Consider the following 25,476-nt stretch of genomic DNA (forward strand, 5'->3'; position numbering starts at 1 on the left):
CTGCCGGACAGTTCCGGCCGGACCGCCGGAATAGTTATAGTCAAATTGACTAGAACTAATTCTACGACGCCGGCGGCCGGGCGCAAAATGTTTCGCTGCGCCGCCGATGCAAGGGGGCGGCGGGGTGGCGGGCGCGGTGCCGCGGGAGCTATTGCTGAGCGGCGGCGGCCTCAAGCAGCGGCAGGGTGCGGCCCTGGAAATGCGTATTGAGCACGATCACCGAGGAGGAGCGCAGCACCGTCCGGGTCGCGATCATGGCGTCCAATACCCGCTGCAGGTCGGAGTTGGAGCGTGCGGCGATGCGGGCCATCAGGTCCGATCCGCCGGACACGGTATGGATCTCGATCAGCTCCGGAATCCGCGCGAGCGCCTCCACGACGGCGTCGTGGCCAAGGTCCTGGTTGATGGTCAGGGAGCAGAAGGCCACCACCGGGTAGCCGAAACGGGCCGGGTCCGGCTGCGGCACCCACGACCCGATGACGCCGCTGTCCTGCATCCGGTCCAGCCGGGACTGCACGGTGGCGCGGGCGACCTTGAGCACCCTGGACGCCTCCAGGACAGAGGAGCGCGGGGAGTCCGTGAAGAATCGGACAATTTTGGCATCGAGCGCGTCGACGTTCACTTCAGATTCCTTGCCTGCAGAGTTTCAAGGGCACACATCGTCGCGATCCGGGCCGGTTGATCAACAAACTGCAACCATGCTCTCACGCCGGCCGCACCAAGGGGCCCGCCGGGGGCGGTAAATTCGTATGGTCCCAAAAGGACGCCAACACCACCGTAAGAAGGTTCGCCAGCATGACAACGAAGTCCCCCGCGGAGCGCCCGGCCCCGAAACTCGGCCACACCATGTTGCCCCGCCAGCTGACCATGATGGGCCTCGGCAGCGCCATCGGCGCCGGCCTGTTCCTCGGATCGGGGGCCGGGATCCAGGCCGCCGGCCCGGCCGTCCTGATCTCCTACCTCGTCGCGGGCACCCTGATCATCCTGGTGATGTGGGCGCTCGGCGAGATGGCCGCCGCCAACCCGAACAGCGGCGCGTTCTCCGTCTACGCCGAAAAGGCCCTGGGCAGGACCGCCGGTGCCACGGTCGGCTGGCTCTGGTGGCTGCAGCTCGTTGTTGTCATTGCGGCCGAGGCCCTCGGCGCGGCCGGGCTCCTCTTTACCGTCTGGCCGGTGATTCCCGTGTGGGGGCTCGCGCTGGTCTTTATGGCGCTGTTCACCGCCATCAACCTCGCCGGCGTGAAGAACTTCGGCGAGTTTGAGTTCTGGTTCGCCATCCTCAAGGTCGCCGCCATCGTGCTGTTCCTGGCCATCGGCGCGGCCCTGCTACTCGGCTGGCTGCCTGACGTTCCCAGCCCGGGACTGCGCAACATCACCTCCGACTTCGCCCCGGCGGGCCTGGGCGGCATCGCCACTGCGCTGTTTGTGGTGATCTTCGCCTTCGGCGGCACCGAAATCGTCAGCGTCGCCGCGGCCGAGACGGAGAACCCCGAACACAGCGTCGGCCACGCGATCCGCACCGTGATCTGGCGCATCCTGGTGTTTTACATCGGCTCCGTCTTCGTCATCGCCGCCGTGCTGCCCTCGACGTCGGCGGCGCTCAAGTCCCCGTTCGCGGGCGTCCTGGACCTGGCCCGCATCCCGGGCGCCGGGGCGGCAATCACCCTGGTCGCCGTCGTCGCCCTGCTCTCCGCCCTGAACGCGAACCTGTACGGCGCCTCGCGGATGGCCTATTCCCTGTCCGAACGCGGCGAAGCCCCGCGCTTCCTGTCGCGCCTGAATGCGGCCCGCGTTCCGGTGATCGCCGTCGGCATTTCGGTGGCGTTCGGCTTCCTGGCCGCAGTGCTGGAGCTGCTGTTCCCGGAACAGATCCTGCCGGCCCTGTTCCAGCTGGTGGGCTCGACCTGCCTCGTGGTGTGGGGCTCGGCGCTGGTCTCCCAGCTGATCCTCCGGCGCCGGGCCGACCGCGCCGGCACCGAACTGCCGCTGCGGATGAAGGGTTTCCCCGGACTGACCATTTTTGGCCTGGTGCTCCTGGCCCTGATCTTCGCCGTCGGATTCAGCAGCCCGGAGAGCAGCAAGCAGCTCTTCAGCACCATGGCGCTGATCGCCGGCATCGCCGCCGCCTGCTGGATCGGCGCCCGGCTCGCGGCCAACCGCACCCGCCGGCCCGAGGAATCCCGGGCAACCGAGCCCAAGTAGCTCGCAGAAGGGGCCGTTTGGGACGCCCATAACGGCCCCTGCTGCCAGTCAGTTGGGTATGGTCCGCGGCTGCACAAATTGTCACGTGCGGCGGCGGTGCTGCTGGCACTCTTGCGCAGAGTGGTCAACGTTTCCTGAGCTGATTGCCTAACTTCCGGACCGTGACTAGGGTCACAGGCATGGACACACTCCCCCTCGCGGTTTCCGGCGACGACGCCGGCCCGCTCACCCCCGCCGAGCTCCGCGAGCTGTACACCCTGATGGTCGCCGTCCGGCACCTCGACACCTCGGCCATCGCCTGGCAGCGGCAGGGCATCATCCCCGGCTACGCCCCGGAACTCGGCCAGGAGGCGGCCCAGGTAGGCAGCGGCTATGCCGTCGACACCACCCGCGACTTCGTCTTCCCCACCTACCGCGAGATGGGCGTCGCCCGGACCATGGGCGTGGACATGGTGGGCTACATGTCCACCCACAAGGCCACCTGGCACGGCGGCCTCTACAACCCGCTGGATTCCCGGCTCGCCCCGATCCAGGCCGTGGTGGCCGGGTCCGTGCTGCACGCCGTCGGCTGGGCCCACGGCCAGACCCTGGCCCGTCCCGCCGACGGAAAGCTCGGCGTCGCGCTGACCTATTTCGGCGACGGCGCCTCCTCGCAGGGCGACGTCCACGAGGCCATGAACTTCGCGGCCGTGATGAAGGCGCCCGTGGTGTTCTTTGTCCAGAACAACGGCTGGGCCATCTCGGTGCCCACTGAGCGCCAGGTCGCCGGCGGCTCGGTCGCCGCCCGCGCCGCCGGGTACGGCATGCCGGCGCTGCAGATCGACGGCGACGACGTCGTCGCCGTCGTCGAAGCCACCCGCCGCGCCTTCGCGCACGCCCGGGCCGGCAACGGCCCCGTGCTGATCGAGGCCATGACCTACCGCCGCGGCCCGCACTCCACCTCCGATGACCCCGGCCGCTACCGCTCCCTCGACGAGGAGCGCGACGGCGCCGGCGAGGATCCGCTGGAGCGCCTGCGCAAGCGGCTGCTCGCCGACGGGATCGCCGACGAGGCCTTCTTCGCCGAAGCCCTCGCCGCCGCCAAGGCCGAAGAGGAGCAGATCCGCACCGGCATCCAGGCCCTCGGCTCCCGCCCCGGCACCGAAATGTTTGACCTGGTCTTCCAGGAAACCACCCCTGCCCTGCAGGCCCAGGCCGCCAACTGGCGCGAGGAGTCCGAACATGTCTAACCCGACCCTTGAAAGCGGAACCTTGGCGGCGGCGCCTGCCCCCGCGACCACCACCGTGATGTCCATGCAGCAGGCGCTCAACCGGGCCCTCGACGAGGTACTCGCGGAAGACCCCAAGGCCGTCATCTTCGGCGAGGACTGCGGCCAGCTCGGCGGCGTCTTCCGGATCACCGACGGGCTGCAGGCCAAGCACGGCGAGCAGCGGGTGTTCGATACCCCGCTGGCGGAATCCGGCATCCTCGGCATGTCCGTGGGCCTGGCCATGGCCGGCTTCCACCCCATCCCCGAGGTCCAGTTCGACGGCTTCGCGTACCCGGCCGTCAACCAGATCGTCTGCCAGATCGCCCGGATGAACTACCGCAGCCGCGGCACCCTGCCGATGCCGATCACCCTGCGTGTGCCCAGCTTCGGCGGCATCCGCGCCCCCGAACACCACGGCGAAAGCCTCGAGGCGCTCTTCGCCCACGTGCCTGGCCTGAAGGTGGTCTCGCCGTCGAACCCGCACGAGGCCTACCACCTGCTCAAGTACGCCGCCACGCGGCCGGACCCGGTCATCTTTATGGAGCCGAAGTCCCGCTACTGGCAGAAGGGCGAGGTGGACCCCGCCACGCACGACGCCGACGGCGGCTCCCCCACCCGCGCCAAGGTCATGCGGGAGGGCCGGCACCTGACCCTGGTGGCGTGGGGCGCTATGGTGGCGCGCTGCCTGCAGGTGGCCGAGCTCGCGGCCGAGGACGGGATCGACATCGAGGTCCTGGACCTGCGCTGGCTCAAGCCGATCGACGCCGACGCCCTGGCCGCGTCCGTGCGCAAGACGCGCCGCGCCGTCGTCGTCCATGAGGCGCCGCTGACCTCGGGCCTCGGCGCGGAGGTGGCACAGCTGATCACGCAGAGTTGCTTCGACACGCTTCGCGCCCCCGTGGAGCGCGTGACCGGCTTCGACGTCCCGTACCCCTCGGGCGATCTCGAGGACGAATACATCCCGAACATTGACCGGATCCTCTTTGGCATCCAGCGAGTATTGGAGTACAAACGTGGCTGAAATTTCCTTCCCGCTGCCGGATCTCGGCGAGGGCCTGATCGAGGCGACCGTGCTGGAATGGCTGGTCTCCCCTGGCGACCAGGTGGAGCGCAACCAGCCGCTCGTGGAGGTGGAAACCACCAAGTCGGCCGTTGAATTGCCCAGCCCGCAGGCGGGTAAGGTAGTGCGTATCCACGGCGGGCCCGGCGACAAGATCAACGTCGGCGAGCCCCTGATCGTGTTCGAGGTGCCGGACAACACCGCCGGCATCGTGGGCACGGTCCCGAAGGAAGAGGCACCGATGCGCCGGGTCCGCCTGAGCGCCGTACTTGATGAGGACTGACACCATGAGCGGCAGGCACACCGGCGAACAGCATTCCCACACCGTCGAGGGCACCGACCCCCAGTTGTACGTCGGGGTGCATGATCCCAAGGACGACGCCGGCCTGCGTCCGGTGCTGCTGCTGCACGGCTTCTCCTCCTCCGCCAAGCTCAACTGGGAGGACACCGGCTGGATCACATCCCTGACCGAGGCCGGACGCCGCGTCATTACGGTGGACCTGCCAGGCCACGGCCGCAGCGGCGCCCCCGAGGACCGCGACTCCTACTCCCCCAGCCGGATCCGCGCGGACCTGCTGCAGATCGCGTTCGACGCCGGCGCCCGCCCGCTGCGCGACGGAGACCCGGCCAGCGGGCTGGACGTGATCGGCTACTCGCTGGGCTCCCGGCTGGCCTGGGAATTCGGCGCCACCCAGCACGAGCTGGTGCACCGACTGGTGCTGGGCGGACCCAACGTGGCCGATCCGCTGGCGGACTTCGACCTCGTCGCCGCGCAGCGGTACCTGGCCGATGGCACCCCGATCGCTGACGCGTCCACCGCCGGGCTGCTCAAGATGGCGCAGCTGCTACCGAGCAACAACATTTTTGCCCTGCTGTCCCTGGTCGAGGCGATCAAGGACGAGCCGTTTGACCCCGCCGAGGCCGTGCCGCCGATGCCGATGCTGCTGGTGGCCGGCGAGAAGGACGAGCGGGCCGAGTCCATGCCCGAGCTCGCGGCGCTGGGGGCCAAGGCCGGGGCGCTGGTGGAACAGCTCATCCTGCCGGCCCGGAACCACACCAACGCCATTACCAGCCGCGCCTTCAAGCAGGGCGCCATCGAGTTCCTCGGCGCCTGAGCCCTCGCTTAAACAGCAACGCGGGGTCACTTATCGCCGGTCCGGGGGTTCCGGATGGGCAGTAAGTGACCCCGCGTTGTTGTTTTGGGGTGCCTAGTGGTGGGAGCTGACGCCGAGCGGGCGTCCCTTGGTTTCCTTGGCCAGCACGACGCCGACGGCGGAGATCACGCAGAGGATCATGATGTAGATGCCGATCGAGCCGGTCCACTTGGTGCCCTGCAGCAGGGCCTCCGCGATGGTGGCCGCGAAGGCGCCGCCGAGGATGGCGCCGAACGCGTAGCCGATCGAGATGCCCGAGTAGCGCACGTTCGCCGGGAACATCTCGGCGTACATGGCGGACATCGGGCCGTAGGACAGGCCAAGGCCGACGGTCAGGACGAACAGCGCGACGCCGTAGAGCACGATGTCCTTGGTGTCGATCAGGGCGAACATCGGGATCATCCAGCCGAAGACGATGCCGTAGCCGATCAGGAAGGTCTTGACCCGCCCGATCTTGTCGGAGAGCCAGCCGCCCACCAGGGTGAAGATGAGCCAGCCGAAGGACGCCAGGGTGGTCGCCAGCAGGATCTGCGGGGTGGGCATCTTCAGCGACTTGGTGGCGTAGGAGATGAAGAAGGCGATCAGCAGGTAGCCGGCGGCGTTGTTGCCGATGAAGATCATCGTCGAGTAGAGGACGGCCTTCTTGTGCTTGCGGATCAGCTCGCCCAGGGGCGCCTTGCTTTCTTCCTTGCGCTCCTGCATTTCCTTGAAGACCGGGCTCTCGGCCACGGCGCGGCGGATCAGGTAACCGACCACGATCAGCACGATGGAAAGCAGGAACGGCACCCGCCAGCCCCAGGACGCGAAGTCCTCTTTGGACATGGACGTGTTGAGGAAGTACAGCAGGCCGGTGGCGAGGATCATGCCCACCGGAACGCCGATCTGCGGGTAGGCGCCGAACAGTCCGCGCTTGCTCATCGGAGCGTGCTCCACGGCCATCAGGGCAGCGCCGCCCCATTCACCGCCGGCGGAGAAGCCCTGGATGATGCGGAGCAGGATCAGCAGGACCGGGGCCCAGACGCCGATCTGGGCGTAGGTCGGCAGCATGCCGATCAGGGCGGTCGCGGCCCCCATCATGACGAGGGTGAAGACCAGCATCGCCTTGCGGCCCAGGCGGTCGCCGAGGTGGCCGGCGATGATGGCGCCGAGCGGGCGGAACAGGAAGCTGATGCCGATCAGCGCGAAGGACAGGATCTGCGCCAGGCCCGGGTTGGAGGCGTTCAGCGGCGCCAGGAAGAGCGGGGAGAGCAGCGTTGCGGTCAGCTGCGCGAAGATGAAGAAGTCGTACCACTCGATGGTGGTACCGACCAGCGTCCCGGCGAGGACCTTGCGTTCCTCATGCTTGCTGCTGGGGCCCGCCTCTGAATCGACGGTTGAAGTTGCGGTCATTGGAACTCCGTTGCTGGGGGCAGAGGTACTGCCCGGGTGGGTGCGAAGAGAATAACTGAATGCCTCTTGAATTACTGATCGAACGGTCAGTTAGTATCTGTGATCTTACTATGAAACATGTGATCAGGCACACATTCCGGCGAAAAAGGCTGACTCGTACCCAAAACGTGACGCTCAGACCGCCGCGCGATTCGCCGCAGGGGCTTGTGCGGAGCGAATTCAGTGTTCTATAATCGAACACTCAATTCCAATATGGAACGCAACTGGACTATGAGCCCGCGCACAAGAGACCCCGCGGCACCGCTGCGGCACACCCCGCCCGGCGTTCCCGCACCCCGCCCTAGGATGGACCCATGACCCCGACCGCCGGCAGCACCCAGGCCTCCCCGTCCCAGACGCTCTCCCGTGGCATCCGGGCGCTGGAGATTCTTGCCGATGCGCCGGAGCCGCTCACCATCGCCGAGCTCGCCGACGCCATGGGCGTCCACCGCTCGGTCGCCTACCGCATCCTGCGCACCCTTGAGGACCACTCGCTTCTGATCCGCGACGACGGCGGCCGGGTCCAGCCCGGCCCCGGCCTGGCCGTCCTCGCCCGCGGCGTGGCCCGCAACCTGCAGACCGCGGCCCTCCCCGAGCTCACCCAGCTGGCCAACGCCCTGGACATGAGCGCCTTCGTGGCCGTCTGGGACCGCGAGGACTGCGTCACGCTCGTCACTGTCGATCCCCGCCGCACGGGTGCGGCCGTGGTCCAGCATCCCGGCTCGCGGCACCCGGTCAGCGCGGGCGCCCCGGGCATCGCGATCCAGTCGGCGCTCTCGGAGCGGGAATGGCACAGCCTCGCCCCAAGCATTCCCTACCGCCCGGAGGCCGCCGAGGCCCGCCGCCGCGGCTATGCGGCCAGCCACGACGAAGTGATTCCGGGGGTATCCTCGCTGGCCGTGCCGGTCACCGTACCGGGCGGCCGGCCGGCTGCCCTGGCAGTGGTCTACGTCCGCGACGCGCAGGATCCCGCGGAGGTTGCGGCCGCCCTGGCCGCGAGCGCCGCGCGCATCGAGGCCCAGTTGGGCTGACGCCGCGCCTACCCGGGCCTGGCCGGACCCGGACCTTGACAAGCCAAGTAACCCCCGCCCGAGCACTTCACCGCCGAAGCAAAGGATTGATCCCCATGGCCGAGCACTACATCCCGGACGACCTCCCCACCCGGATCCGGCACTACATCAACGGCGAGTTCGTCGACTCCGTCAGCGGCAAGACCTTCGACGTCCTGGACCCTGTGTCCAACGAGACCTATGCCACCGCCGCCGCCGGGCAGAAGGAGGACATCGACCTCGCCGTCGCCGCCGCCCGCAAGGCCTTCACCGACGGCCCGTGGCCGCGGATGAAACCGCGCGAACGTGCCCGCGTGCTGAACAGGATCGCCGACGCCGTCGAAGCCCAGGAGACCCGCCTCGCGCAGCTGGAGACCTTCGACACCGGGCTGCCGATCACCCAGGCGAAGGGCCAGGCGCTGCGCGCGGCGGAGAACTTCCGCTTCTTCGCGGACCTGATCGTGGCGCAGTTCGACGACGCCATGAAGGTCCCCGGCGCCCAGATCAACTACGTCAACCGCAAGCCGATCGGCGTCGCCGGCCTGATCACGCCGTGGAACACGCCGTTTATGCTGGAGTCCTGGAAGCTCGCCCCGGCGCTGGCCACCGGCAACTGTGTGGTGCTGAAGCCGGCCGAATTCACCCCGCTCTCCGCCTCGCTCTGGGCGAAGATCTTCAAGGACGCCGGCCTGCCGGACGGTGTCTTCAACCTGGTCAACGGCCTGGGCGAGGAGGCCGGGGATGCCCTGGTCAAGCACCCGGACGTGCCGCTGATCTCCTTTACCGGCGAGACCACCACGGGCAAGACGATCTTCCGCAACGCCGCGGAGAACCTCAAGGGCCTCTCGATGGAGCTTGGTGGAAAGAGCCCCGCGATTGTCTTCGACGACGCCGACCTCGACGCCGCGATCGACTCGACCCTGTTCGGCGTCTTTTCGCTCAACGGCGAGCGCTGTACGGCCGGGTCCCGGATCCTGGTCCAGCGCGGCATTTACGAGGAGTTCTGCGAGAAGTACGCCGCCCGGGCGAAGAACATCGTGGTCGGCGACCCGCATGACCCGAAGACCGAGGTCGGTGCCCTGGTGCACCCCGAGCACTACGAAAAGGTCTCCCGCTACGTGGAGATCGGCAAGTCCGAGGGCCGGCTGCTGGCCGGCGGCGGCCGCCCGGAGTCGCTGCCCACCGGCAACTACATCGCCCCCACGGTCTTCGCCGACGTCCCGCCGGATGCCCGGATCTTCCAGGAGGAGATCTTCGGCCCCGTGGTGGCGATCACTCCGTTCGACGACGACGCCGAGGCGCTGGCGCTGGCGAACAACACCCGCTACGGCCTGGCCGGTTACGTCTGGACCAACAACCTGACCCGGGCGCACAACTTCTCGCAGAACCTCGAGGCGGGGATGGTCTGGCTCAACAGCCACAACGTCCGGGACCTGCGCACCCCTTTCGGCGGGGTCAAGGCCTCCGGCCTCGGCCACGAGGGCGGCTACCGCTCGATCGACTTCTACACCGACCAGCAGGCCGTCCACATCACCCTGGGCACCGTCCACACCCCCAAATTCGGCGCCGCGACCTGAAACCCCTCGGTCCCGGCGCCGGACATTGTCCGCTGCGCCTATGTGGACCTGCCGGGCCTCCACGTCAGCTCGGGGCCGCCGCCGTTGTTCCTCGCCGGAGGACGACGGCGGCGCCCGCGCCCAGCAGGAACAGCGCCGCCGCAGCGCAGACCGGGACCAGGAACGCGGCCGAATAGCCTAAGTCCTGCGCGAGCCGGCCGGCCACTGACGACCCCACCGCGGTGCCGGCGACGATGCCGCTGGCCAGCGCCGTCATCACCGTGCCGAGTTTGCCTGCCGGGGCCACCAGGCCGCCGATGGCGAACACGGTGACCATCAGCGGGCCCACCGGCAGGCCCAGGACCAGAAGCACCAGGATCATCGGCAGCGCCGTCGAAGGCAGGAGCAGCAGGGCGGCAAGGCCTGCCATCAGGGCGGCGCAGGCCAGCCAGCGGGCGTTGACGCCGAACCGCCGGGGCCAGTAGGCCACGGACAGGGCCGCGGCGGCCGAGCTCAGGCCCATCACCGCGTACAGCAGTCCGGCAAGTTCCGAGGTCGCGAAGCTGGCCGCGAAGGAACTCAGGGACGTCTGCGTCGCGCCGAAGAACGTTCCCATGCAGACCATGGCCAGCACCGGGAGCCCGACGGCAGCGAATCCGGCCGCACGCTGCCCGGCGGTCAGCTCCGCCCGCCGCTGCCGCGCAGCGGCCGAGACGCTCCGGCTCCGTGCAGGGGTGCGCGGGACGGCGCTATGGGTGGGGTGCACGGCGAAGGCGGGGACCAAGGTGAGGGTCAGCGCGGCGGCGAGGGCGAGCGGCAGCCAGGGGTTGATGAGGCTGGCCAGGATACCCACGAGGGCCGGGCCCAGCACGAAGGTCAGCTCGTCGGCGGTGCTCTCGTAGGACAGTGCGGTGTCCAGGTCGTCCGTGTGTCCGGCCCCGCCGCGGCGGGAGCTCAGGGCCATCCAGCGGACCCGGGCCAGCGGGCCGACCTGCGGGCAGCTGGCCCCGGAGACGAAGGCAGCGGCGAGCACGGGGGCCGCGCCGGCAAGCTCCCGGCCGCCCGGAACGAGGTACGCGGCGAGGATGAGGACGGTCACGGCCAGGGTGTTGAAGACGGCCGAAAAGAGCAGGACGGGGCGCTGGCCCAGCCGGTCCGCCAGGGCCCCCAACACGGGGGCGCCGAGTGCCGAGCCGATGCCGACGGCGCCGGCGGCGGCGCCGCCCACGGCATAGGAACCGGTGACAGCGGTGACCAGGGTCAGGGCGCCGACGGTCAGCATGGCCAGGGGCAGTCGGGCGAAGAGGCCCAGCGGGATGAAACTCCGGCCGGCCAGCAGAGGAAGCCGGGCAAAGCGGCCGCCGCGTGGTGCCGGTGTGGCGCCCGCGGAGGTCGGCTCGGCGGATGCTGCTTCAGCCGTTTTGGCTCCGGTGGATTGTGCCTTGGTGGCGGGCGCCGCAGAGGCCGGCGCCTGGGAAGACGGGGAGAGGGTCATGTTTCCGGGTTCGTTCGATGGTGCGCATCGTCCCTCCTCCCGATGCGCGCGACCCGGTAACCCTCAAATTATACCCGAGGCAGGGTCCCTCAGGCCGGGGCATCGTCCGAGATATGCAGCGTGGACCCGTTCCGGCCCTTGACCACCTGCAGCTGGGTGGTGATCCGCTGTTTCATCTCCGCCACGTGGCTCACCAGGCCCACCACCCGGCCGCCGTCGCGGAGCCCCTCCAGGGCGTCCATAACCTGCTCGAGCGACTGCTCGTCCAGGCTGCCGAAGCCCTCGTCCACGAAGAGCGTCTCGATGTCCACCCCGCCGGATTCCATCTGCACCACGTCCGCGAGGCCCAGGGCCAGCGCGAGCGAGGCCATAAAGGACTCCCCGCCGGAGAGTGTGGCGGTGTCCCGGCGCTGGCCGGTCCACTGGTCCACGACTTCCAGGCCGAGTCCGGATTTCTGGTTCCGGGCGGCCCGCGCGTCGGTGTGCTGCAGGGTATACCGGCCGTCGCTCATGCCGATCAGCCGGTCCGAGGCCGCGGCCGCCACCTGTTCCAGCCGGGCGGCGAGGACGTAGCTGTTCAGGCTCATGCGGTAGGTGTTGTCACCGCCGCCGCGGGCGGCTTCGGCGACGGCGGTCCACAGCGCGGCGCGTTCCCGTGGCTCCCGGCCGGCAGCGGCCTGTTCCACGTAGTCCGCGGCGATCCGGCCGAGCGCCCGCACCGAGTTCCCGGCCAGCCCGGCGGCCAGTACGGTTTCCCGCGTGGTGCGCTCTGCGGCGGCGGCATCCTGGCGGAGCGCGGCGAGGACGGCCGGGTCCACGGGGCCGTCCGCCGCCTGCTCGCGGGCGGCCAGGGAGAGTTCCTCACCGGCGAAGAGTTCCCCGAGCCGGGCGGCCTCGTCCTGCCCGGCACGGATGGCGGATTCCAGGCCGGCGGCGTCGGGGGCCGGGAGCAGCACCGAACGGGCAGCGGCGGCCGACTCGAAGCCGGCGGCCGGGAGGGCGCTCTCCAGCTGCGCGCGGGCCTCCGCGGTCCGCACCCGGGCCTGTTCGAGGCTGCCCGCGGCGGCATCGGCGCGCTCAAGCAGGGTTGTGGTGCCGCGGACTGCAGCCAGGCGCGTCCCGAGATTCGGGTGTCCGGAGCGCAGGCCCGCCAGGGCGGCCTCGAGCGCGTCGGCCTCACCGCGGACGCCGCTGAGGGTGGCTTCGGTCTGGGCGATCCCGGCGGCGGCCGCCGTCTGGCCTTGCTCCGCGGCCATGATCTCGTCGTCCAGCTCGTCGCGCCGCGCCCGGTTGGCGGCGAGGTCCGCCGCGGCGCGGGTGGCTTCGGCCGCGCGGTCCCTGGCCAGGGCGGCGTCGCTGCGGGCAACACCGGCCTCGGTATCACCGCCCTGCGCGGCCAGCACGGCCAGGGTCTGCTGGGCCTCGCCGAGTTCGTGTTCCAGCGCCGTCAGCACCGCCTCGGCCGCGTCGGCGTCCGACTGCGCGGTCTGCTCGGCTTCCGCGATGGCCAGGGCGGAGGCCGCGGCCGGCGCCGGTGCCGGGTGCTCGGCGCTGCCGCAAACCGGACAGGGTTCGTCCGGGTGCAGCTGGGCCGCGAGTTCCGCGGCGGCATTGGCGAGCCGCTCCTCCCGGAGGTCCAGCCAGTGCTGCCGGCGGTCCTGGTACGTGTCACGGGCCAGCCGGTGCCGCTCGGTGATTCCGGCGCAGTTTTCCGCGGCCTTGGCGTGGCGGCCCACGATGGAGACCAGCTCGTCCGCGGCCGCGGCTTCCTTGGTCCGCAGCTGGACTTCAGCGGCCAATTCCTCCAGCGGCGCGAGGGCGGCCACGAGGGCCGCGGACTCGGCGCGCAGCCCGGTCAGGGCCGCTGCGCCGGAGCGGTGCGCCGTGTGCAGACCGTCCAGGCTGAGCTGCAGTTCGGCGCCGCGGGTGGTCAGTGCGGCCAGCCGGTCCTCGTCCGGCAGCCGTTCATCCAGGATTGCCCGGAGCGAATGCAGGCGGCCCAGCTCGCCCCGCAGCACGGCGCCCTCGAAGAGCGGCGCGGCGGCAGGGCCGCCGTCGCCCGGAGGCACATCCGGCACGGCGGCCGCCAGCGCGGCCAGTTCCGGGTCGCTGAGGGCCGCGGCCCGCAGCTCCGAGGCCGCACCGGCGGCGGCCAGCTCGGCACGATCCTCTGCCGCCTCGGCGCTGTCCACCGCCTCCAGCTGGCCTCCGAGGACCTCGGCCTTCCGGTGCCGTTGCAGCCGTTCGGCCGCCTCGCGCAGCCCGGGGGCTGCCGCGTCGGCGTCGGCCCGGCGCTTTTCGGCCGCAGCGAGTTTGGCCTGCCGCTCGGCGCGCGATGCCATGCCCTCGAGCCGGGCGGCAAGCTCGACGCCGAGCCGTTCGGCGTCGGCCGCCGCGGCCTGCCGGGCGCCGGCCGCCGCCGCAGTTGCGTCTCCGAGCCAGGCCAGCAGGCCGTCGGCGTCGTCCCTGCCGGGGGCCCCGTCCAGGGCAAGGCCGAGGCCGGCGGTTTCGGTCTCCGCCTGTGCCAGCAGGAGCATGAGCTGGTTGTTGAGGCTTTCCACTTCGGCGCGGGCTGCCGCCGCCCGACGCCCGAGTTCCTGTTCCACCGACTCGAAGCGCTCGGTGCCGAAGAGGCTCTGGAGCAGGTCCAGCCGGTCGGAGGCCTTGGAGCGCAGGAAGGCCGCGAAGTCGCCCTGCGGCAGCATCACCACCCTGGTGAACTGGTCCCGGTCCATGCCCAGCAGGGCGGTGATCTCCGCTCCCGCCTCGTCGTTGCGGCCGGACTTTTCCAGCCATGCGCCATCCACCCGCTCGCGCAGCAGGGTGTTGGCTTTCTGCTCGGTGAAACCGTTCTTTCCCCGGGCACTGGGCTTGTTCCAGGCCGGCGTCCTGGAGACTTCGAAGTGCCGGCCCTTGGCGGAGAACTCGCAGGTGACGCGCGGCTCGGCGGCGACGTCGGCATGGTCGCTGCGCAGCCGCTTGCCCTCCTGCCGCGCGCCGGGGACCGAGCCGTAGAGGGCAAAGCAGATGGCATCCAGGACGCTGGTTTTGCCGGCCCCGGTGGCGCCGTTGAGCAGGAACAGCCCGTGCGCGGAGAGCCGGTCAAAGTCGATGACCTCGGTGCCGGCGAAGGGGCCAAACGCGGAAATTTCCAGGCGGTGGATCCTCACCGGGACACCCCTTCCAGTCGGACGGCTTCGAGCGCTTCGGCCAGGACACCGGATTCGGCGTCATCGGCGCTCCGGCCCCGGACGTGTTCCAGGAAGCCACAGCAGATCGCGAGGTCGTCCCCGGCCTGGGCCAGCCTGCTGCTGTAGCTGGTCTTGGCGGCGGCCTCGGCGCCTTGGGGGTCGAAGCCCAGCACGAGGGTGTCGGGGAAACGCGCGCGCAGCCGTTCCATGGCCTGGGCCGGGCGCTGCGCGTCGGTCAGTGTGACCTGGCAGTAGGCGCCCTCGGCCCAGCCGAACTCCTCGGCGTCGAGCAGCTGGTCCAGGGTGCCGCGCAGCACGGCGAGCTGGCGCGGGGCTTCCCAGAGCACCTCGGTGACAGCGGTGACGCCGGTGGCATCGACGTCGATCAGCCAGCCGCCCTTCTGGTGTTTTGCCTCGGAGAACGAGTACGCCAGCGGCGAGCCGGAGTAGCGGACCGTGGGCGAGAGCGTCTGCCGGCCGTGCAGGTGGCCCAGGGCGGTGTAGCTGAAGCCGTCGAAGAGATCCAGCGGTACGGCGCCGACCCCGCCGATGCTGAGGTCCCGCTCGCTCTCGGAGCTGATGCCGCCGCTGGCGAAGGTATGGGCCAGCACCACCGAGTGCACGGTCCGGGTCTGGGCCCGGGCTGCAAGATCGGCGCGGATCAGCCCGGTGGCTGAGCGGGTGACCTCAAAATGGCTGGCAGTCTCGACGCCCAGCTGCGCGGCGACCAGCCGCGGCTCCAGCCAGGGAATGCCGTAGATGGCGAGGACGGGCCCCGCGTCGGCGTCATTGGACCCGGCGCCATCCGCCAGCGGCAGGAGCAGCGGCGTGTCCAGTTCGGCGAGCCGGGTGCGCAGGTGCACTCCCCCGCGTTCGAGCAGCCGGGACGCAAAGCCGAGCCGGATGGCCGAATCGTGGTTCCCGCTGGTCAGCACCACCTTCGCCCCGGCTCCGCTCAGCCGCACCAGCGCGTCGTCGAGCAGGCCGACGACGTCGACGCCGGGCAGCGCACGGTCGTAGACGTCGCCCGCGATGAGGACGACGTCGACCGACTGTTCGCGGACGACGCCGACGAGCTGGTCGACGAAGGCGCGCTGGGCGTCCAGCATCCCGACGCCGTGGAACGACCGGCCCAAATGCCAGTCCGAGGTGTGCAATAACCGCATGCCACTACGCTAGCGGCTGCCACCGACACCAAAGCGCAGCGGCCCGGCGCCGGAAGTGGCGCGCGTTACGGGGTGGGCCTGTCGAAGAAGTCGCGGGCCTCGTCGGCCGGGGCCGGAGCGGGCGTTCGGGCCGGAGCGGCAGTCGCCGTGCCGCCGCGATTCCCAAGGTCAGCCGGGTCGCCGAGGTCGCCGTCGTCGTCGCCGCCGGCGAAAGCGCCGCGCTCCTCCGGTGCCGCAGCCCCGGCAGCAGCCGGCGCAGACGTGTGGGCAAAGCCACGGAACACGAGGCCTGCGACCGCGGCGCCGGCCAGCGGCGCCACCCAGAAGAGCCACAGCTGGCCCAGGGCATCGGGGCTGCTGAACAGCGCCGACGCCGTCGCGCGGGCCGGGTTGAACGGGGCGTTCCCGATGCTCTGGCCCAGCTGCAGCAACACGGCCATGGCCAGGCCGACGGCGAACGGCGCCGCGGCCCGCGCCGGGTTGCGCCCCGCCGTCGTGCCGAGGTAGACCGCCACGAGCAGTGCCGCGCCGAGTACCTCGACCAGCAGGACGCCGGGCATCGGGGCCTGGATGACCGAGCGGGCATCAAAGCCGGCCGCCACGGTGTCGAAGGCCGCGCGGGTGCCGTTGAGCTTTGGGACGGTGCGCAGAATACCGAACAACGTCAGCGCGCCCAGCAGGGCCCCTGCCAGCTGAGCGCCGAGGTAGGCGGCGGCCTCGACCGGACGGATCCGCCCGGCGACCAGGTTCCCCAGCGTCACGGCGGGGTTGAAGTGGCCGCCGGAGAGGTAGCCGAAGGCGAGCATGGCCGCGGTGAGGGCCAGCCCGGCTGCCAGCGACGCGGACATCGGGTTGTACTGCGGGACAGCGAAGAGCGGCACGCCCAGGCCCACGGCCACAACGAACAGGGTCCCGAGCGCCTCGGCGCCGAGCCGGGCGGGGAGGCCGGGCTTCCAGTCGTCGAGGACGGTGGACGGCTGCCCGCCGTCGGGCCCGGAGGCTGGCACTGGCAAGGTCATGTTCTCGGAATCTTTCGCTTGGGGTCTGGGGCCGCCAGCAGTCTGCCAGCGGAGTCTGGACGTTGGCTGGGTCCGAGCTTAGCGGCCCAGCGCCAACGCGGCGACCGTGCTCCCGGCCAGCGCGATCACGGCGCCGGCGGCACACCGCATCAGGACCGCCGGAGGTGCCGCAGGGCCCCGGCGCAGCTCCCGGCCCCGGACGAACACAACGGCGGCCAGCACGGCGGTGGCGGCCATGGCCGTGAGGGCACTCAGGCCGGGAAGGTCGACGCCGGACGACGGCGCGGCTGTTCCGGCGCGCACCCAGCTCCGCCACACCAGGAGGTCCACAACGACGAGGGCCAGCAGGGTGCGCCGCCAGGCCAGCGACGTGCGCTCGGGCTGGAGCCCCGGATCGCGGTGCGCCGGGACCTGCGCCGGGACGTTCACCGGGCCAGCAGGATCAGGCCGGCCAGGATGAACGCCGCGGCAGCCACCCCCACCGTCATCACCAACAGGACACCGGAGAACGGCAGCTCGCGGTTGTGGCGCATGGCCGCCTCCATCTGCCCCCAGCGCCGGTAGGAAAGGGCCGCCAGCCCCGCCCCGATCAGCGCCAGCACTACGCAGATGGTGATCCGCACGGGACCCGGCGCGATGTTCGGGGCGAGCTGGTCAATGGCGAGCGCCCCGGCAATCAGCGCCAGCGAGGTCCTGATCCAGGCCAGGAAGGTCCGCTCGTTGGCCAGCGAAAACCTGTAGTCAGGCGTGCTGCCGGTCTTCCGCCACGCTGGTTCGCGCATCCCTCTCCCCTCGTTGAGTCCGCGGTCCCTGCGGGCTGCGGCGTCTTGGTCCACCACACCAACAGCACCCTACCGGGACGGGACGGGGCATTGAGGACCGGACGGTCCCCCGGGGTAAATTTGAGGTCATGAGTACTGAGCCCGGCAGTCCCGCCGCCGAGACCCCCGCGGCGGCCCCCGCCCCCTCCCACGAATCCCGCATCCACGGCTGCCTGCTGGGCGGCGCGCTGGGCGATTCGCTGGGCTACGCGGTGGAATTCGACACGATCGACGCGATCCGCGCCGCTTTCGGGCCGGACGGGCTGCGCGACTTCGCGGCGCTGGACGGCGGCAGCCACTTCTCCGACGACACGCAGATGACGCTGTACACGGTGGACGGCCTGCTGGAGGCGCTCGAGTGGGCCAACTCGGGCGTGGCGGCGGACACCAATGCCTGTCTCTGGCTCGCCTACCTGCGCTGGCTCGGCAGCCAGGGTGTGCCGATTCCCGACTCCGCGCCGTTCCAGCCGCCGCGCTGGATCGACGGCCACGCGGTGCTCCGGCATCGCCGCGCGCCGGGCAATGCCTGCCTCAGCGGCCTCGCCACCGGCGAGATGGGCACCGTGCACCGGCCGGTCAACCCGGAGTCCAAGGGCTGCGGGACGGTGATGCGCTCGGCGCCGTTCGGGCTGATCCCGCACATCGACGCCGACGCCGTCTACAAGCTTAGCGCGGACGCCGCGTCCTTGACCCACGGGCACCCCTCCGCCCGGCAGAGCGCCGGCGCGTTCAGCCTGCTGATCCACTCGCTGGCCAATGGCGCCGGCCTGAACGAGGCGGCCGGCGTCGCGCTTTCCCGGCTGCAGGCCGGCCGGCTGCCCCGGGGCGAGGAGCCCGATCCGGCGCTGCTGGAGCGGCTGGCGGCGTCCCTTCGCCTCGCCGCCGGCACAACCGGCGACGGCGGCCTGCTGGGCGCCGAGGACCTGGTCCGGGAACTGGGTGAGGGCTGGGTGGCCGAGGAGGCCCTCGCCGTCGGGCTTTACGCGGTGCTGGCCACCGCCCCGGCAGCGAAGGCAGCGGAGGCGAAGGCAGCTGCCGCCGGGCCGGAGGAGCATTTTCGGGCGGCGATCGCCGTGGCCGTCAACCACAGCGGCGACAGCGATTCCACCGCCTCGATCGCGGGTAACATCCTGGGCGCCTACTACGGCGAGGAGTGCCTGCCGGCGGGCTGGCTGGCGGCGCTTGAGGCGCCCGAGGTGATCCGCGGCATGGCCGCGCGGCTGGCGGCGGTTACGGGCGTCTGAGCGAAAGGTTGTTGCAGGCTTCGCAGACATCCTCGGGGATGAGGCCGCGGCGCTGCAGCATCCCGAAGATCGCGCAGCCAAGACAGAAACCGGCAAACGCCTCAAGGGACGCGGCCACGATCAGGGCCGCGAGCAGAATCCAGGCGGCGGGGGCCAGGCCGGCGGCGAGGAGGATCGCGGCGGCGGTGGACAGCGCCGCGCCGATGCCCTGGGCGAAGCGCTTCGGCGGACCGGGGACCAGCCGCTTCTTGCCCAGCCACGGCGTCAGGACCTTGACCGAGAGGATGCCGAAGGGCGAGATCCGCGGGCCGAACAGCACCCGCAGCCAGAAGCCTGCGGCGATGACCGCCAGCCCCCAGCCGAAGCCGGTCAGGAGCGTCGCGAGCGAGAGCAGCACCACGAGGGCCGCGGTGATCCGCGCGGAGTATTCGTTCACCGGATTCGGGAAGGCAAACACCTTGCCCCAGTCCACTCCGCCCCGCGGACCGGCGGCGGCGGGAGTCTGTGCGGTGCCGTTCTCCGCGGTGCGGGCCTGTGCCGAGATCAGTTTGCTCATCACTCAAGGCTAGAAGCGGCCCCGGCCGGGACGAAATGATTGTTGCGCCGTGTGACCCCGACTCAGCTGGCCGCGGCCACGTGGCCGCCCACCATCTGCAGGAACTCCCCCTCGGAGACCACCTCGATCCGCTGGCCGCGTTCATGCAGTTCCAGCACCCGGCGCGCCTTGCCGGTCAGCCGGCCCGAGCGCAGGTCTGCCGCGACGAAGCCGTCCCCCACCACCAGGACCGTGGTGCGGCCGGTGACGCGGCTCTCGGGCCGGGCGCCGAGTTCGGCCGAACGCAGCTTTGCCTCGGGTCTCGGAATCGCCAGCTCCCCGGTGAACACCACGGTCTGCCCGAACAGCGGATGGTCCGGTTCGGCCCCGGCGTTGGGCTCCGGGTTCTCCCCCTCCTCCGGCCAGCCCGGCCGGAACGGGCGGGCTGGTGCTAGCGGGCCCTGGCCGGCGGCCAGCGCCTCGAGCGCCGACCGGGTGGCCTTCGAAAGCGGGTCGCGGCGCGAGTCGAAGGCCGGCTGGCGGGACACGGCGAGGCCCAGCGAGAGGTAGAGCTCCGCGATGCTGGCGGCGCCGTTGCGGGCGGCGATGTCGATCAGGATGCCGGCGCAGGCGCGCGCATCCTCGGCGGCGTCGTGGTGGTTCAGCAGCGGGACCCCGGCCTCCGCGGCGGCGTAGGGCAGCGAGTTGGACACCAGCGAGTAACAGCGCCGGGACAGCATCACGGTGCAGACGTAGTCATAGGCTGGGCCGGCCAGGCCGGATACCTCCAGGCCGGACCGGATCACGCCCAGGTCGAAGGCGGCGTTGTGGGCGGCCAGGACGTCGTCGCCGATAAACGCGCCGATCTCCGGGAACAGCTCACCGAAGCGGGGAAGGCCGGCCACCTGCTCGGGCCGGATCCCGTGGATGCGGACGTTGTGGTGGTCGAAGGCGTCGTGGTTGGCGGGCGGGCGCATCAGCCAGGAGGCTTCCTCGACGACGACGCCGCCGCGCACCTTGCTCAGGCCCACGGCGCACGGCGAGCCTCGGAAGCCGTTCGCGGTCTCGAAGTCGATCGCCGTAAAGTCCAAACCCACGCTCCAACTTTAGCGCCGGAACGGGCACCGACCCGTCAAGTACCCTAGATAGGTGAACCTTTATACGCTGCACGACGCCGCCGTGACTACGCTCGCGGGCGCCGGACCGGTCCAGCCGCATCTGTCCTCGCTCCTGCCCGACTGGCTCAACCCCCAGGTCTTCCTGGCCGACCCGGCCCTGGCGCCGTGGGTTGTGCTGCTGGTTTGCGGCATCATTTTCGCCGAAACCGGCCTGCTGATCGGCTTTTTCCTGCCCGGCGATTCGATGCTGTTCACGGCCGGACTGCTCGTGGCGACGGACACGATCAAGTTCAACATCTGGGCGTTCGCCGCGCTGATTGTCGTTTCGGCGATCATCGGCAACCAGGCCGGCTACCTGATCGGTTCCAAGGCCGGTCCCGCCCTCTTCAACAAGCCGGACTCCAAGCTGTTCAAGCGTGAGAACGTGGAGAGCGCCCACGCGTTCTTCGAGAAGCACGGCGGCAAGGCGCTCATCCTGGCCCGCTTCGTCCCGATCATCCGGACCTTTGTGCCGGTGATCGTCGGCGTGGCCCAGATGAGCAAGCGCAAGTTCTTCCTCTACAACGTGGTCGGCGCCGTGCTCTGGGGCGGCGGCGTCACCCTGCTCGGTTACCTGCTGGGCGACAGCGTGCCGTGGGTGCGCAACAACCTCGACATCATCTTCATTGCGATCGTCCTGCTCTCCGTGGTCCCGATCGGCATTGAAGTGGTCCGCGGTTTCATCGCCCGGCGCCAGGCCGAGCAGTACGGCACCGACGTCGTCGAGGAGTTCATCGAGGAGCACGAGCCCGAGGAAGAGCGCAAGACCCCGTAACTCTTGCAGCTCCCCCGCCGGCCACGCCCTCCCGCTATCTGCCTGCCAGCGCCTCGACAATGGCCGGCAGCAGCGCCCGGAAGGCGTGGCCGCGGTGGCTGATGGCGTTTTTCTCTTCGGCGCTGAGTTCGGCGCAGCTGCGGTCCAGGCCGCTCGGCTGGAGCACCGGGTCGTAGCCGAAACCGCCCGCCCCGCGCGGCTCGCGTAGCAGCGTCCCTTCCAGCTGGCCGTACTCGACCACCTCACGGCCTTCGCCGGGCGCGGCACCGGGCACCGCCAGCGCCGCGGCGCAGACAAAGGCCGCTCCGCGGTATCCGTCCGGCACGTCGGCGAGCTGGTCCAGCAGCAGCCGCAGGTTCGCGGCGTCGTCCCCGTGCCGTCCGGCCCAGCGGGCCGAGAAGATGCCGGGCGCGCCGCCGAGGACGTCCACGGCCAGACCCGAGTCGTCGGCGATCGCGACGAGGCCGGTGGCCTCCGCCACCGCCCGGGCCTTGAGCAGCGAGTTCTCCGCGAAGGTCACCCCGGTTTCGACGACGTCGGGGGCCCCGACGGCGCCGGCGTCCACCACCTGCGTGTCGACGTCGAGCCCGGGCAGCTGCCCGCGCAGCAGCTCCCGCAACTCCCGCAGCTTGCCCTGGTTGTGGGTGGCCAGGACCAGCACCGGGCGAGGCTGCCGGTCCGCTGTGTGAGCGCCGCTCACGGTGCCTCGGCCAGGGTTTCGCGCTGGATCGCGGCGAGCTGCTCGGTGCCCAGCAGTGCCAGGTCCAGCAGCTTGTTCAGCTCGTCCCGGTCGAACGGGGCGCCCTCGGCGGTGCCCTGGACCTCGACGAACTTGCCTGAACCGGTCACCACAACGTTCATGTCGGTCTCGGCCCGGACGTCCTCCACGTACGGCAGGTCCAGCATCGGCACGCCGTCGATGATGCCCACCGAGACGGCCGCGATGGTGTCCACCAGCGGCTGGGCGTTGCGGGCGATCAGCTTGTTCTCGCGGGCGAAGCGGATCGCCTCGGCGAGCGCGACGTAGGCGCCGGTGATCGCCGCGGTGCGGGTGCCGCCGTCGGCCTGAAGGACGTCGCAGTCCAGCACGATCGTGTTTTCACCGAGGGCCTTGGTATCGATGATCGAGCGCAGCGAGCGGCCGATCAGCCGGGAAATCTCGTGTGTGCGGCCGCCGATCTTGCCCTTGACGGACTCCCGGGCGGAGCGGGTGTTGGTGGCCCGCGGCAGCATCGCGTATTCGGCGGTGACCCAGCCCCGGCCCTCGCCCTTGAGCCAGCGGGGCACACCCTCGGTCAGCGAGGCCGTGCAGAGCACCCGGGTGTTGCCGAACTCGATCAGCGCCGAGCCTTCGGCCTGCTTGGACCAGCCGCGGGTGATGCTGATCGGGCGGAGCTGGTCGGGGGTGCGGCCATCGGCGCGGATGACGGGGGCAGTGAGGGCTTCGGAAGTCATGCCTTCCAGCATATCGACTCGGCGCTGGGCTTCTGCCCCGGACCGCCGTTCAGACGCTGTACGTTCAAACGGTGTAGTGCACGCCCGCCACGGCAACGGCGACGTGCTGGCCGAAGACCTCCTTGGCTTCCGCCATCACCGTCGTCGGGGACGTCCACACCGGGATGTGGGTCAGCAGCAGGCGCCGCGCCCCGGCAGCCACGGCGGCCTCGCCGGCACGTTTGCCGGTCAGGTGGACGTCCTTAATGCCGTCGTCGCGGCCCTCCTCGAACGCCGCCTCACAGAGGAACAGGTCGGCGTCGCGGGCGGCGTCCTCGAGGCCGCCGCAGGAGTCGGTGTCCCCCGAGTAGCTCAGCACCCGAGTGACCGGGGTGCCGTCCTTGTCCGGCTCGGTAACCTCCACCCGCAGGGCGTAGGCCTCCTCGACCGGGTGGTTCACCGCGAACGGGGTGACGGTGAACGGGCCCATGCTCACCGGCTTGCGCTCGGACCAGTTGCTGAAGTCGAATTCCTCGTGCATGCCCGGGTCCAGGTCCAGGCCGTAGGCGGTGGCCATCCGGTCCGCGGTCGCCGCCGGCCCCCAGACCGGGATCCGGCCCCGGCCCCAGCCGCCCGGCTTCCAGCGCACCGCGACGTGCAGCCCGCACAGGTCCATGCAGTGGTCCGGGTGCAGGTGGGTCAGGAAGATCCCGTCGATGTCCTCAAGGTCCGTATACCGCTGGATCGCGCCGAGGGCCCCGCTGCCGAGGTCGAGCACGATCTTCCAGCTCCGCTCGCCGTCGTGCGCGGTCAGCAGGTAGCACGACGCCGGCGAGCCGGGACCGGGAAAGGACCCGGTACACCCCACGATGGTCAGCTTCACAGGCCGGACCCCCGGAGCCCGGACCGCGGCGGCCCGTCGGCGGAGACAAAACCGGGGGAGACAACATCGGCGGAGACGAAGTTGGAGATGCGCGGCCGGTTCGCGCCGGCCTGGGCGGCGGCAATCATTTCCGGGGTGATCCGGGCGAGGCTGCCGGTGGGGTACTGCGCCGCGACATGGTCCACATGGCGCACGCTGAGCACCTCGGGGCCGAGGAAGCGGCGGGCGAGGTGCTCGAACTGCGCGGCGTCGCCGGTGGCGATGAAGTGGTGCTCGGGCGCGGTGCTGCCCGTGCGTTCCAGGCCGCGGGAGGCGAGCGCCCGGTAAACGTCCTTGGCGGTCTCCTCGGCGCTGGAGACAAGGGTGACGTCCTCGCCCATGACATAGGAGATCACGCCGGTGAGCAGCGGGTAGTGCGTGCAGCCAAGCACCACGGTGTCCACCCCGGCGGCCTTGAGCGGTTCAAGGTATTCGCGGGCGACCGCGAGCAGCTCCGGGCCGGTGGTGATGCCGGCCTCCACGTAGGGCACAAACGCCGGGCAGGCCGCCGAGGTGATGTGCAGGTCCGGCGCCGCTGCGAAGGTGTCGTCGTAGGCGCGGGAACCGACCGTGGCCGAGGTGCCGATCACGCCGACCCGGCCGCTGCGGGTGGCCGCCACCGCGCGGCGCACGGCAGGCTGGATCACTTCGATGACCGGGATGCCGTACCGGGCGGTGTAGCGTTCCCGCGCGTCGCGGAGCACGGCGGCGGAGGCGGAGTTGCAGGCGATGGTGAGCAGCTTGACGCCGGAATCCACCAGCTCGTCCATCACGCCCAGGGCGTTGGCGCGGACCTCGGCGATGGGCAGCGGACCGTAGGGCCCGTGTGCGGTGTCGCCGACGTAGAGGATGGATTCGTTGGGCAGCTGGTCAATGATGGACCGTGCCACGGTGAGGCCGCCGACGCCGGAGTCGAAGACGCCGATCGGGCGCTCCCCCAGCCCGGCATTTCCGGTGCTGCCCGCTGCGGTCTCCGCCGCAGCAGACGCTGCCGGATCCGTGCTCGATGCTGAAGTCATGATTATTCGAGGATAGGGCTTCCCTACAGGTGCGGCCATCACATTGTGTCGCGCAACTCGTGTCTGATGGGTCACACGGGCTCCCGGCGGCCGGCGCGGCGCGCGGCAACCCCCCGCCCTGTGATGCCGGTCCGCCGTAGTCTGCGCCGGTATGCTGTGGGCTCCGTCGGGAAATCGGCGGTGTTTGTCGCGCCCGCGGCGGACGCACCCGGTGAAAGGACCGCCCATGGCATGCGACGGCTGCACGACGTCGTCAAAACTCGACTTCGATTTCAGCATGGCTTTCCAGCCGATCTACGACGCCGCGGCCGGTCGCGTCTGGGGCTACGAGGCGCTGGTCAGGGGAGTCTCGGGCGAGGGGGCTTTCCACGTCCTGTCACAGGTGGCACCCGAGCAGAAGTACCGCTTCGACCAGGACTGCCGCGTCAAGGCCATCGAACTGGCGTCGCGGCTGTTTCCTGCTGGCGAGGATTTGATTCTGTCGATCAACTTCATGCCGAACGCGGTCTACGAACCGGCGGCCTGCCTGCGTGCGACGCTGCTCGCGGCCCGGCGCTGCAATTTTCCGACGTCGTCGATCATGTTTGAGTTCACGGAGAATGAGGAGGTTTCCGACACCTCCCACCTCACCAACATCATCACCGAGTACCGCAAGCACGGGTTCACGACGGCCATCGACGACTTCGGGGCCGGTCATGCAGGGCTGGGGCTCCTGGTCGACTTCCAGCCGGATCTGATCAAGATCGATATGAAGCTGATCCGGGGAATCGATGCCAGCCCGTCGCGCCAGGCCGTCGTCGCCGGCATTATCGGCATCGCCAGGGAGCTCGGCATCACGGTCCTCGCCGAGGGCATCGAGACCGAGGCCGAGTACCTGGTCCTGAAGGACGCCGGCATCCGGCTGTTCCAGGGCTACTGGTTCGCGAAGCCCGCCTTCGAGGAGCTTCCCCGGATACAGTCAGTCCCTGTTTCTGGGGTCACCGCGCCCGCGTAGCGCCC

At 70.4% G+C, this 25,476-nt stretch carries 24 protein-coding genes; 10 read left to right on the top strand and 14 right to left on the bottom strand.

Going from position 1 to position 25,476, the window contains the following annotated elements; translation table 11 throughout:
• Window positions 1–148: 148 nt before the first annotated feature.
• The gene (locus ABLI39_RS01400; RefSeq protein WP_349411554.1) at window positions 149–622 is read right to left on the bottom strand and encodes an Lrp/AsnC family transcriptional regulator; all 474 of its coding nucleotides are present in this window, start codon (window positions 620–622) and stop codon (window positions 149–151) included.
• A gap of 173 nt (window positions 623–795) precedes the next feature.
• Here ABLI39_RS01400 and ABLI39_RS01405 point away from each other — a divergent pair, with 173 nt between their 5' ends.
• From ABLI39_RS01405 to ABLI39_RS01425, 5 genes are all read left to right on the top strand, one after another.
• On the top strand, window positions 796–2,202 hold the full coding sequence (locus tag ABLI39_RS01405; RefSeq protein WP_349411555.1) for an amino acid permease: 1,407 nt from the start codon (window positions 796–798) through the stop codon (window positions 2,200–2,202).
• Between the two features lie 179 nt (window positions 2,203–2,381).
• The gene (locus ABLI39_RS01410) at window positions 2,382–3,431 is read left to right on the top strand and encodes a thiamine pyrophosphate-dependent enzyme (RefSeq protein WP_349411556.1); all 1,050 of its coding nucleotides are present in this window, start codon (window positions 2,382–2,384) and stop codon (window positions 3,429–3,431) included.
• Entirely contained in the window at window positions 3,424–4,473 is a 1,050-nt protein-coding gene (locus ABLI39_RS01415) for an alpha-ketoacid dehydrogenase subunit beta (protein WP_502935166.1), read from the top strand. The genes ABLI39_RS01410 and ABLI39_RS01415 overlap by 8 nt, the downstream gene beginning before the upstream one ends.
• A complete protein-coding gene (locus tag ABLI39_RS01420; protein WP_349411557.1) occupies window positions 4,466–4,795 on the top strand; it encodes a biotin/lipoyl-containing protein in 330 nt (109 codons plus the stop codon). Before ABLI39_RS01415 ends, ABLI39_RS01420 begins: the two co-directional genes overlap by 8 nt.
• A 4-nt stretch (window positions 4,796–4,799) precedes the next feature.
• On the top strand, window positions 4,800–5,627 hold the full coding sequence (locus tag ABLI39_RS01425) for an alpha/beta fold hydrolase (protein ID WP_349411558.1): 828 nt from the start codon (window positions 4,800–4,802) through the stop codon (window positions 5,625–5,627).
• Between the two features lie 93 nt (window positions 5,628–5,720).
• On the opposite strand, the gene ABLI39_RS01430 is transcribed toward ABLI39_RS01425, so the two are convergent.
• Window positions 5,721–7,055, bottom strand: coding sequence for an MFS transporter (locus tag ABLI39_RS01430; RefSeq protein WP_349411559.1), 1,335 nt, complete (start codon window positions 7,053–7,055; stop codon window positions 5,721–5,723).
• Window positions 7,056–7,408: 353 nt separating this feature from the next.
• Here ABLI39_RS01430 and ABLI39_RS01435 point away from each other — a divergent pair, with 353 nt between their 5' ends.
• Together ABLI39_RS01435 and hpaE are read left to right on the top strand one after the other, a co-directional pair.
• The gene (locus ABLI39_RS01435) at window positions 7,409–8,125 is read left to right on the top strand and encodes an IclR family transcriptional regulator (protein ID WP_349411561.1); all 717 of its coding nucleotides are present in this window, start codon (window positions 7,409–7,411) and stop codon (window positions 8,123–8,125) included.
• Between the two features lie 95 nt (window positions 8,126–8,220).
• Window positions 8,221–9,720, top strand: coding sequence for a 5-carboxymethyl-2-hydroxymuconate semialdehyde dehydrogenase (gene hpaE, locus ABLI39_RS01440; RefSeq protein WP_349411562.1), 1,500 nt, complete (start codon window positions 8,221–8,223; stop codon window positions 9,718–9,720).
• Window positions 9,721–9,784: 64 nt separating this feature from the next.
• On the opposite strand, the gene ABLI39_RS01445 is transcribed toward hpaE, so the two are convergent.
• The 6 genes from ABLI39_RS01445 to ABLI39_RS01470 all read right to left on the bottom strand — a co-directional run bounded on the left by ABLI39_RS01445 (window position 9,785) and on the right by ABLI39_RS01470 (window position 17,352).
• A complete protein-coding gene (locus ABLI39_RS01445; protein ID WP_349411563.1) occupies window positions 9,785–11,194 on the bottom strand; it encodes an MFS transporter in 1,410 nt (469 codons plus the stop codon).
• Window positions 11,195–11,283: 89 nt separating this feature from the next.
• Window positions 11,284–14,364 carry an AAA family ATPase gene (locus tag ABLI39_RS01450; RefSeq protein WP_349411564.1) on the bottom strand — a complete coding sequence of 1,027 codons (3,081 nt, stop codon included), beginning with the start codon at window positions 14,362–14,364 and terminating at the stop codon, window positions 11,284–11,286.
• Entirely contained in the window at window positions 14,361–15,551 is a 1,191-nt protein-coding gene (locus ABLI39_RS01455) for an exonuclease SbcCD subunit D (protein WP_349411565.1), read from the bottom strand. The genes ABLI39_RS01450 and ABLI39_RS01455 overlap by 4 nt, the downstream gene beginning before the upstream one ends.
• Window positions 15,552–15,616: 65 nt before the next feature.
• The gene (locus tag ABLI39_RS01460) at window positions 15,617–16,570 is read right to left on the bottom strand and encodes an MIP/aquaporin family protein (protein WP_349411566.1); all 954 of its coding nucleotides are present in this window, start codon (window positions 16,568–16,570) and stop codon (window positions 15,617–15,619) included.
• Window positions 16,571–16,648: 78 nt separating this feature from the next.
• The gene (locus ABLI39_RS01465) at window positions 16,649–16,999 is read right to left on the bottom strand and encodes a DUF202 domain-containing protein (protein ID WP_349411567.1); all 351 of its coding nucleotides are present in this window, start codon (window positions 16,997–16,999) and stop codon (window positions 16,649–16,651) included.
• A complete protein-coding gene (locus tag ABLI39_RS01470; protein ID WP_349411569.1) occupies window positions 16,996–17,352 on the bottom strand; it encodes a YidH family protein in 357 nt (118 codons plus the stop codon). Before ABLI39_RS01470 ends, ABLI39_RS01465 begins: the two co-directional genes overlap by 4 nt.
• 128 nt (window positions 17,353–17,480) lie before the next feature.
• On the opposite strand from ABLI39_RS01470, the gene ABLI39_RS01475 reads away from it, so the two are divergent.
• Window positions 17,481–18,635, top strand: a complete 1,155-nt coding sequence (locus tag ABLI39_RS01475) for an ADP-ribosylglycohydrolase family protein (protein ID WP_349411570.1) — start codon at window positions 17,481–17,483, stop codon at window positions 18,633–18,635.
• On the opposite strand, the gene ABLI39_RS01480 is transcribed toward ABLI39_RS01475, so the two are convergent.
• Complete coding sequence (locus ABLI39_RS01480) at window positions 18,622–19,191, bottom strand: DUF4395 domain-containing protein (RefSeq protein WP_349411571.1); 570 nt, start codon at window positions 19,189–19,191, stop codon at window positions 18,622–18,624. The two genes, ABLI39_RS01475 and ABLI39_RS01480, sit on opposite strands and share 14 nt — an antisense overlap.
• A 62-nt stretch (window positions 19,192–19,253) precedes the next feature.
• Window positions 19,254–20,267: a 3'-5' exonuclease gene (locus tag ABLI39_RS01485; protein ID WP_349411572.1), complete on the bottom strand. Its 1,014-nt coding sequence runs from the start codon at window positions 20,265–20,267 to the stop codon at window positions 19,254–19,256.
• Between the two features lie 67 nt (window positions 20,268–20,334).
• Here ABLI39_RS01485 and ABLI39_RS01490 point away from each other — a divergent pair, with 67 nt between their 5' ends.
• Window positions 20,335–21,102 (top strand): VTT domain-containing protein, encoded by a 768-nt coding sequence (locus tag ABLI39_RS01490; protein WP_349411607.1) that lies wholly within the window; start codon window positions 20,335–20,337, stop codon window positions 21,100–21,102.
• Between the two features lie 34 nt (window positions 21,103–21,136).
• Here ABLI39_RS01490 and rdgB read toward each other — a convergent pair whose 3' ends face one another.
• The 4 genes from rdgB to murI form a co-directional block, all read right to left on the bottom strand.
• A complete protein-coding gene (rdgB, locus tag ABLI39_RS01495) occupies window positions 21,137–21,802 on the bottom strand; it encodes an RdgB/HAM1 family non-canonical purine NTP pyrophosphatase (RefSeq protein WP_349411573.1) in 666 nt (221 codons plus the stop codon).
• Window positions 21,799–22,557 carry a ribonuclease PH gene (rph, locus tag ABLI39_RS01500; RefSeq protein ID WP_146337203.1) on the bottom strand — a complete coding sequence of 253 codons (759 nt, stop codon included), beginning with the start codon at window positions 22,555–22,557 and terminating at the stop codon, window positions 21,799–21,801. Before rph ends, rdgB begins: the two co-directional genes overlap by 4 nt.
• A gap of 64 nt (window positions 22,558–22,621) precedes the next feature.
• Window positions 22,622–23,419: an MBL fold metallo-hydrolase gene (locus tag ABLI39_RS01505; protein ID WP_349411574.1), complete on the bottom strand. Its 798-nt coding sequence runs from the start codon at window positions 23,417–23,419 to the stop codon at window positions 22,622–22,624.
• The gene (gene murI, locus ABLI39_RS01510; protein ID WP_349411575.1) at window positions 23,416–24,516 is read right to left on the bottom strand and encodes a glutamate racemase; all 1,101 of its coding nucleotides are present in this window, start codon (window positions 24,514–24,516) and stop codon (window positions 23,416–23,418) included. The genes ABLI39_RS01505 and murI overlap by 4 nt, the downstream gene beginning before the upstream one ends.
• A 187-nt stretch (window positions 24,517–24,703) precedes the next feature.
• On the opposite strand from murI, the gene ABLI39_RS01515 reads away from it, so the two are divergent.
• A complete protein-coding gene (locus tag ABLI39_RS01515; protein ID WP_349411576.1) occupies window positions 24,704–25,471 on the top strand; it encodes an EAL domain-containing protein in 768 nt (255 codons plus the stop codon).
• The last annotated feature ends 5 nt before the right edge of the window (window positions 25,472–25,476 follow it).

Origin of the sequence: Pseudarthrobacter sp. B907 (assembly GCF_040137805.1) — a bacterium.
Lineage (GTDB): Bacteria > Actinomycetota > Actinomycetes > Actinomycetales > Micrococcaceae > Arthrobacter.

Excerpts from the sequence above, each read along its gene's own strand:
- ABLI39_RS01405 (WP_349411555.1), top strand. The coding sequence starts at position 796 with ATGACAACGAAGTCCCCCGCGGAGCGCCCGGCCCCGAAACTCGGCCAC.
- ABLI39_RS01410 (WP_349411556.1), top strand. The coding sequence starts at position 2,382 with ATGGACACACTCCCCCTCGCGGTTTCCGGCGACGACGCCGGCCCGCTC.
- ABLI39_RS01415 (WP_502935166.1), top strand. The coding sequence starts at position 3,424 with ATGTCTAACCCGACCCTTGAAAGCGGAACCTTGGCGGCGGCGCCTGCC.
- ABLI39_RS01425 (WP_349411558.1), top strand. The coding sequence starts at position 4,800 with ATGAGCGGCAGGCACACCGGCGAACAGCATTCCCACACCGTCGAGGGC.
- ABLI39_RS01430 (WP_349411559.1), bottom strand. The coding sequence starts at position 7,055 with ATGACCGCAACTTCAACCGTCGATTCAGAGGCGGGCCCCAGCAGCAAG.
- ABLI39_RS01435 (WP_349411561.1), top strand. The coding sequence starts at position 7,409 with ATGACCCCGACCGCCGGCAGCACCCAGGCCTCCCCGTCCCAGACGCTC.
- hpaE (WP_349411562.1), top strand. The coding sequence starts at position 8,221 with ATGGCCGAGCACTACATCCCGGACGACCTCCCCACCCGGATCCGGCAC.
- ABLI39_RS01445 (WP_349411563.1), bottom strand. The coding sequence starts at position 11,194 with ATGACCCTCTCCCCGTCTTCCCAGGCGCCGGCCTCTGCGGCGCCCGCC.
- ABLI39_RS01455 (WP_349411565.1), bottom strand. The coding sequence starts at position 15,551 with ATGCGGTTATTGCACACCTCGGACTGGCATTTGGGCCGGTCGTTCCAC.
- ABLI39_RS01460 (WP_349411566.1), bottom strand. The coding sequence starts at position 16,570 with ATGACCTTGCCAGTGCCAGCCTCCGGGCCCGACGGCGGGCAGCCGTCC.
- ABLI39_RS01470 (WP_349411569.1), bottom strand. The coding sequence starts at position 17,352 with ATGCGCGAACCAGCGTGGCGGAAGACCGGCAGCACGCCTGACTACAGG.
- ABLI39_RS01475 (WP_349411570.1), top strand. The coding sequence starts at position 17,481 with ATGAGTACTGAGCCCGGCAGTCCCGCCGCCGAGACCCCCGCGGCGGCC.
- ABLI39_RS01480 (WP_349411571.1), bottom strand. The coding sequence starts at position 19,191 with ATGAGCAAACTGATCTCGGCACAGGCCCGCACCGCGGAGAACGGCACC.
- rph (WP_146337203.1), bottom strand. The coding sequence starts at position 22,557 with ATGACTTCCGAAGCCCTCACTGCCCCCGTCATCCGCGCCGATGGCCGC.
- murI (WP_349411575.1), bottom strand. The coding sequence starts at position 24,516 with ATGGCCGCACCTGTAGGGAAGCCCTATCCTCGAATAATCATGACTTCA.
- ABLI39_RS01515 (WP_349411576.1), top strand. The coding sequence starts at position 24,704 with ATGGCATGCGACGGCTGCACGACGTCGTCAAAACTCGACTTCGATTTC.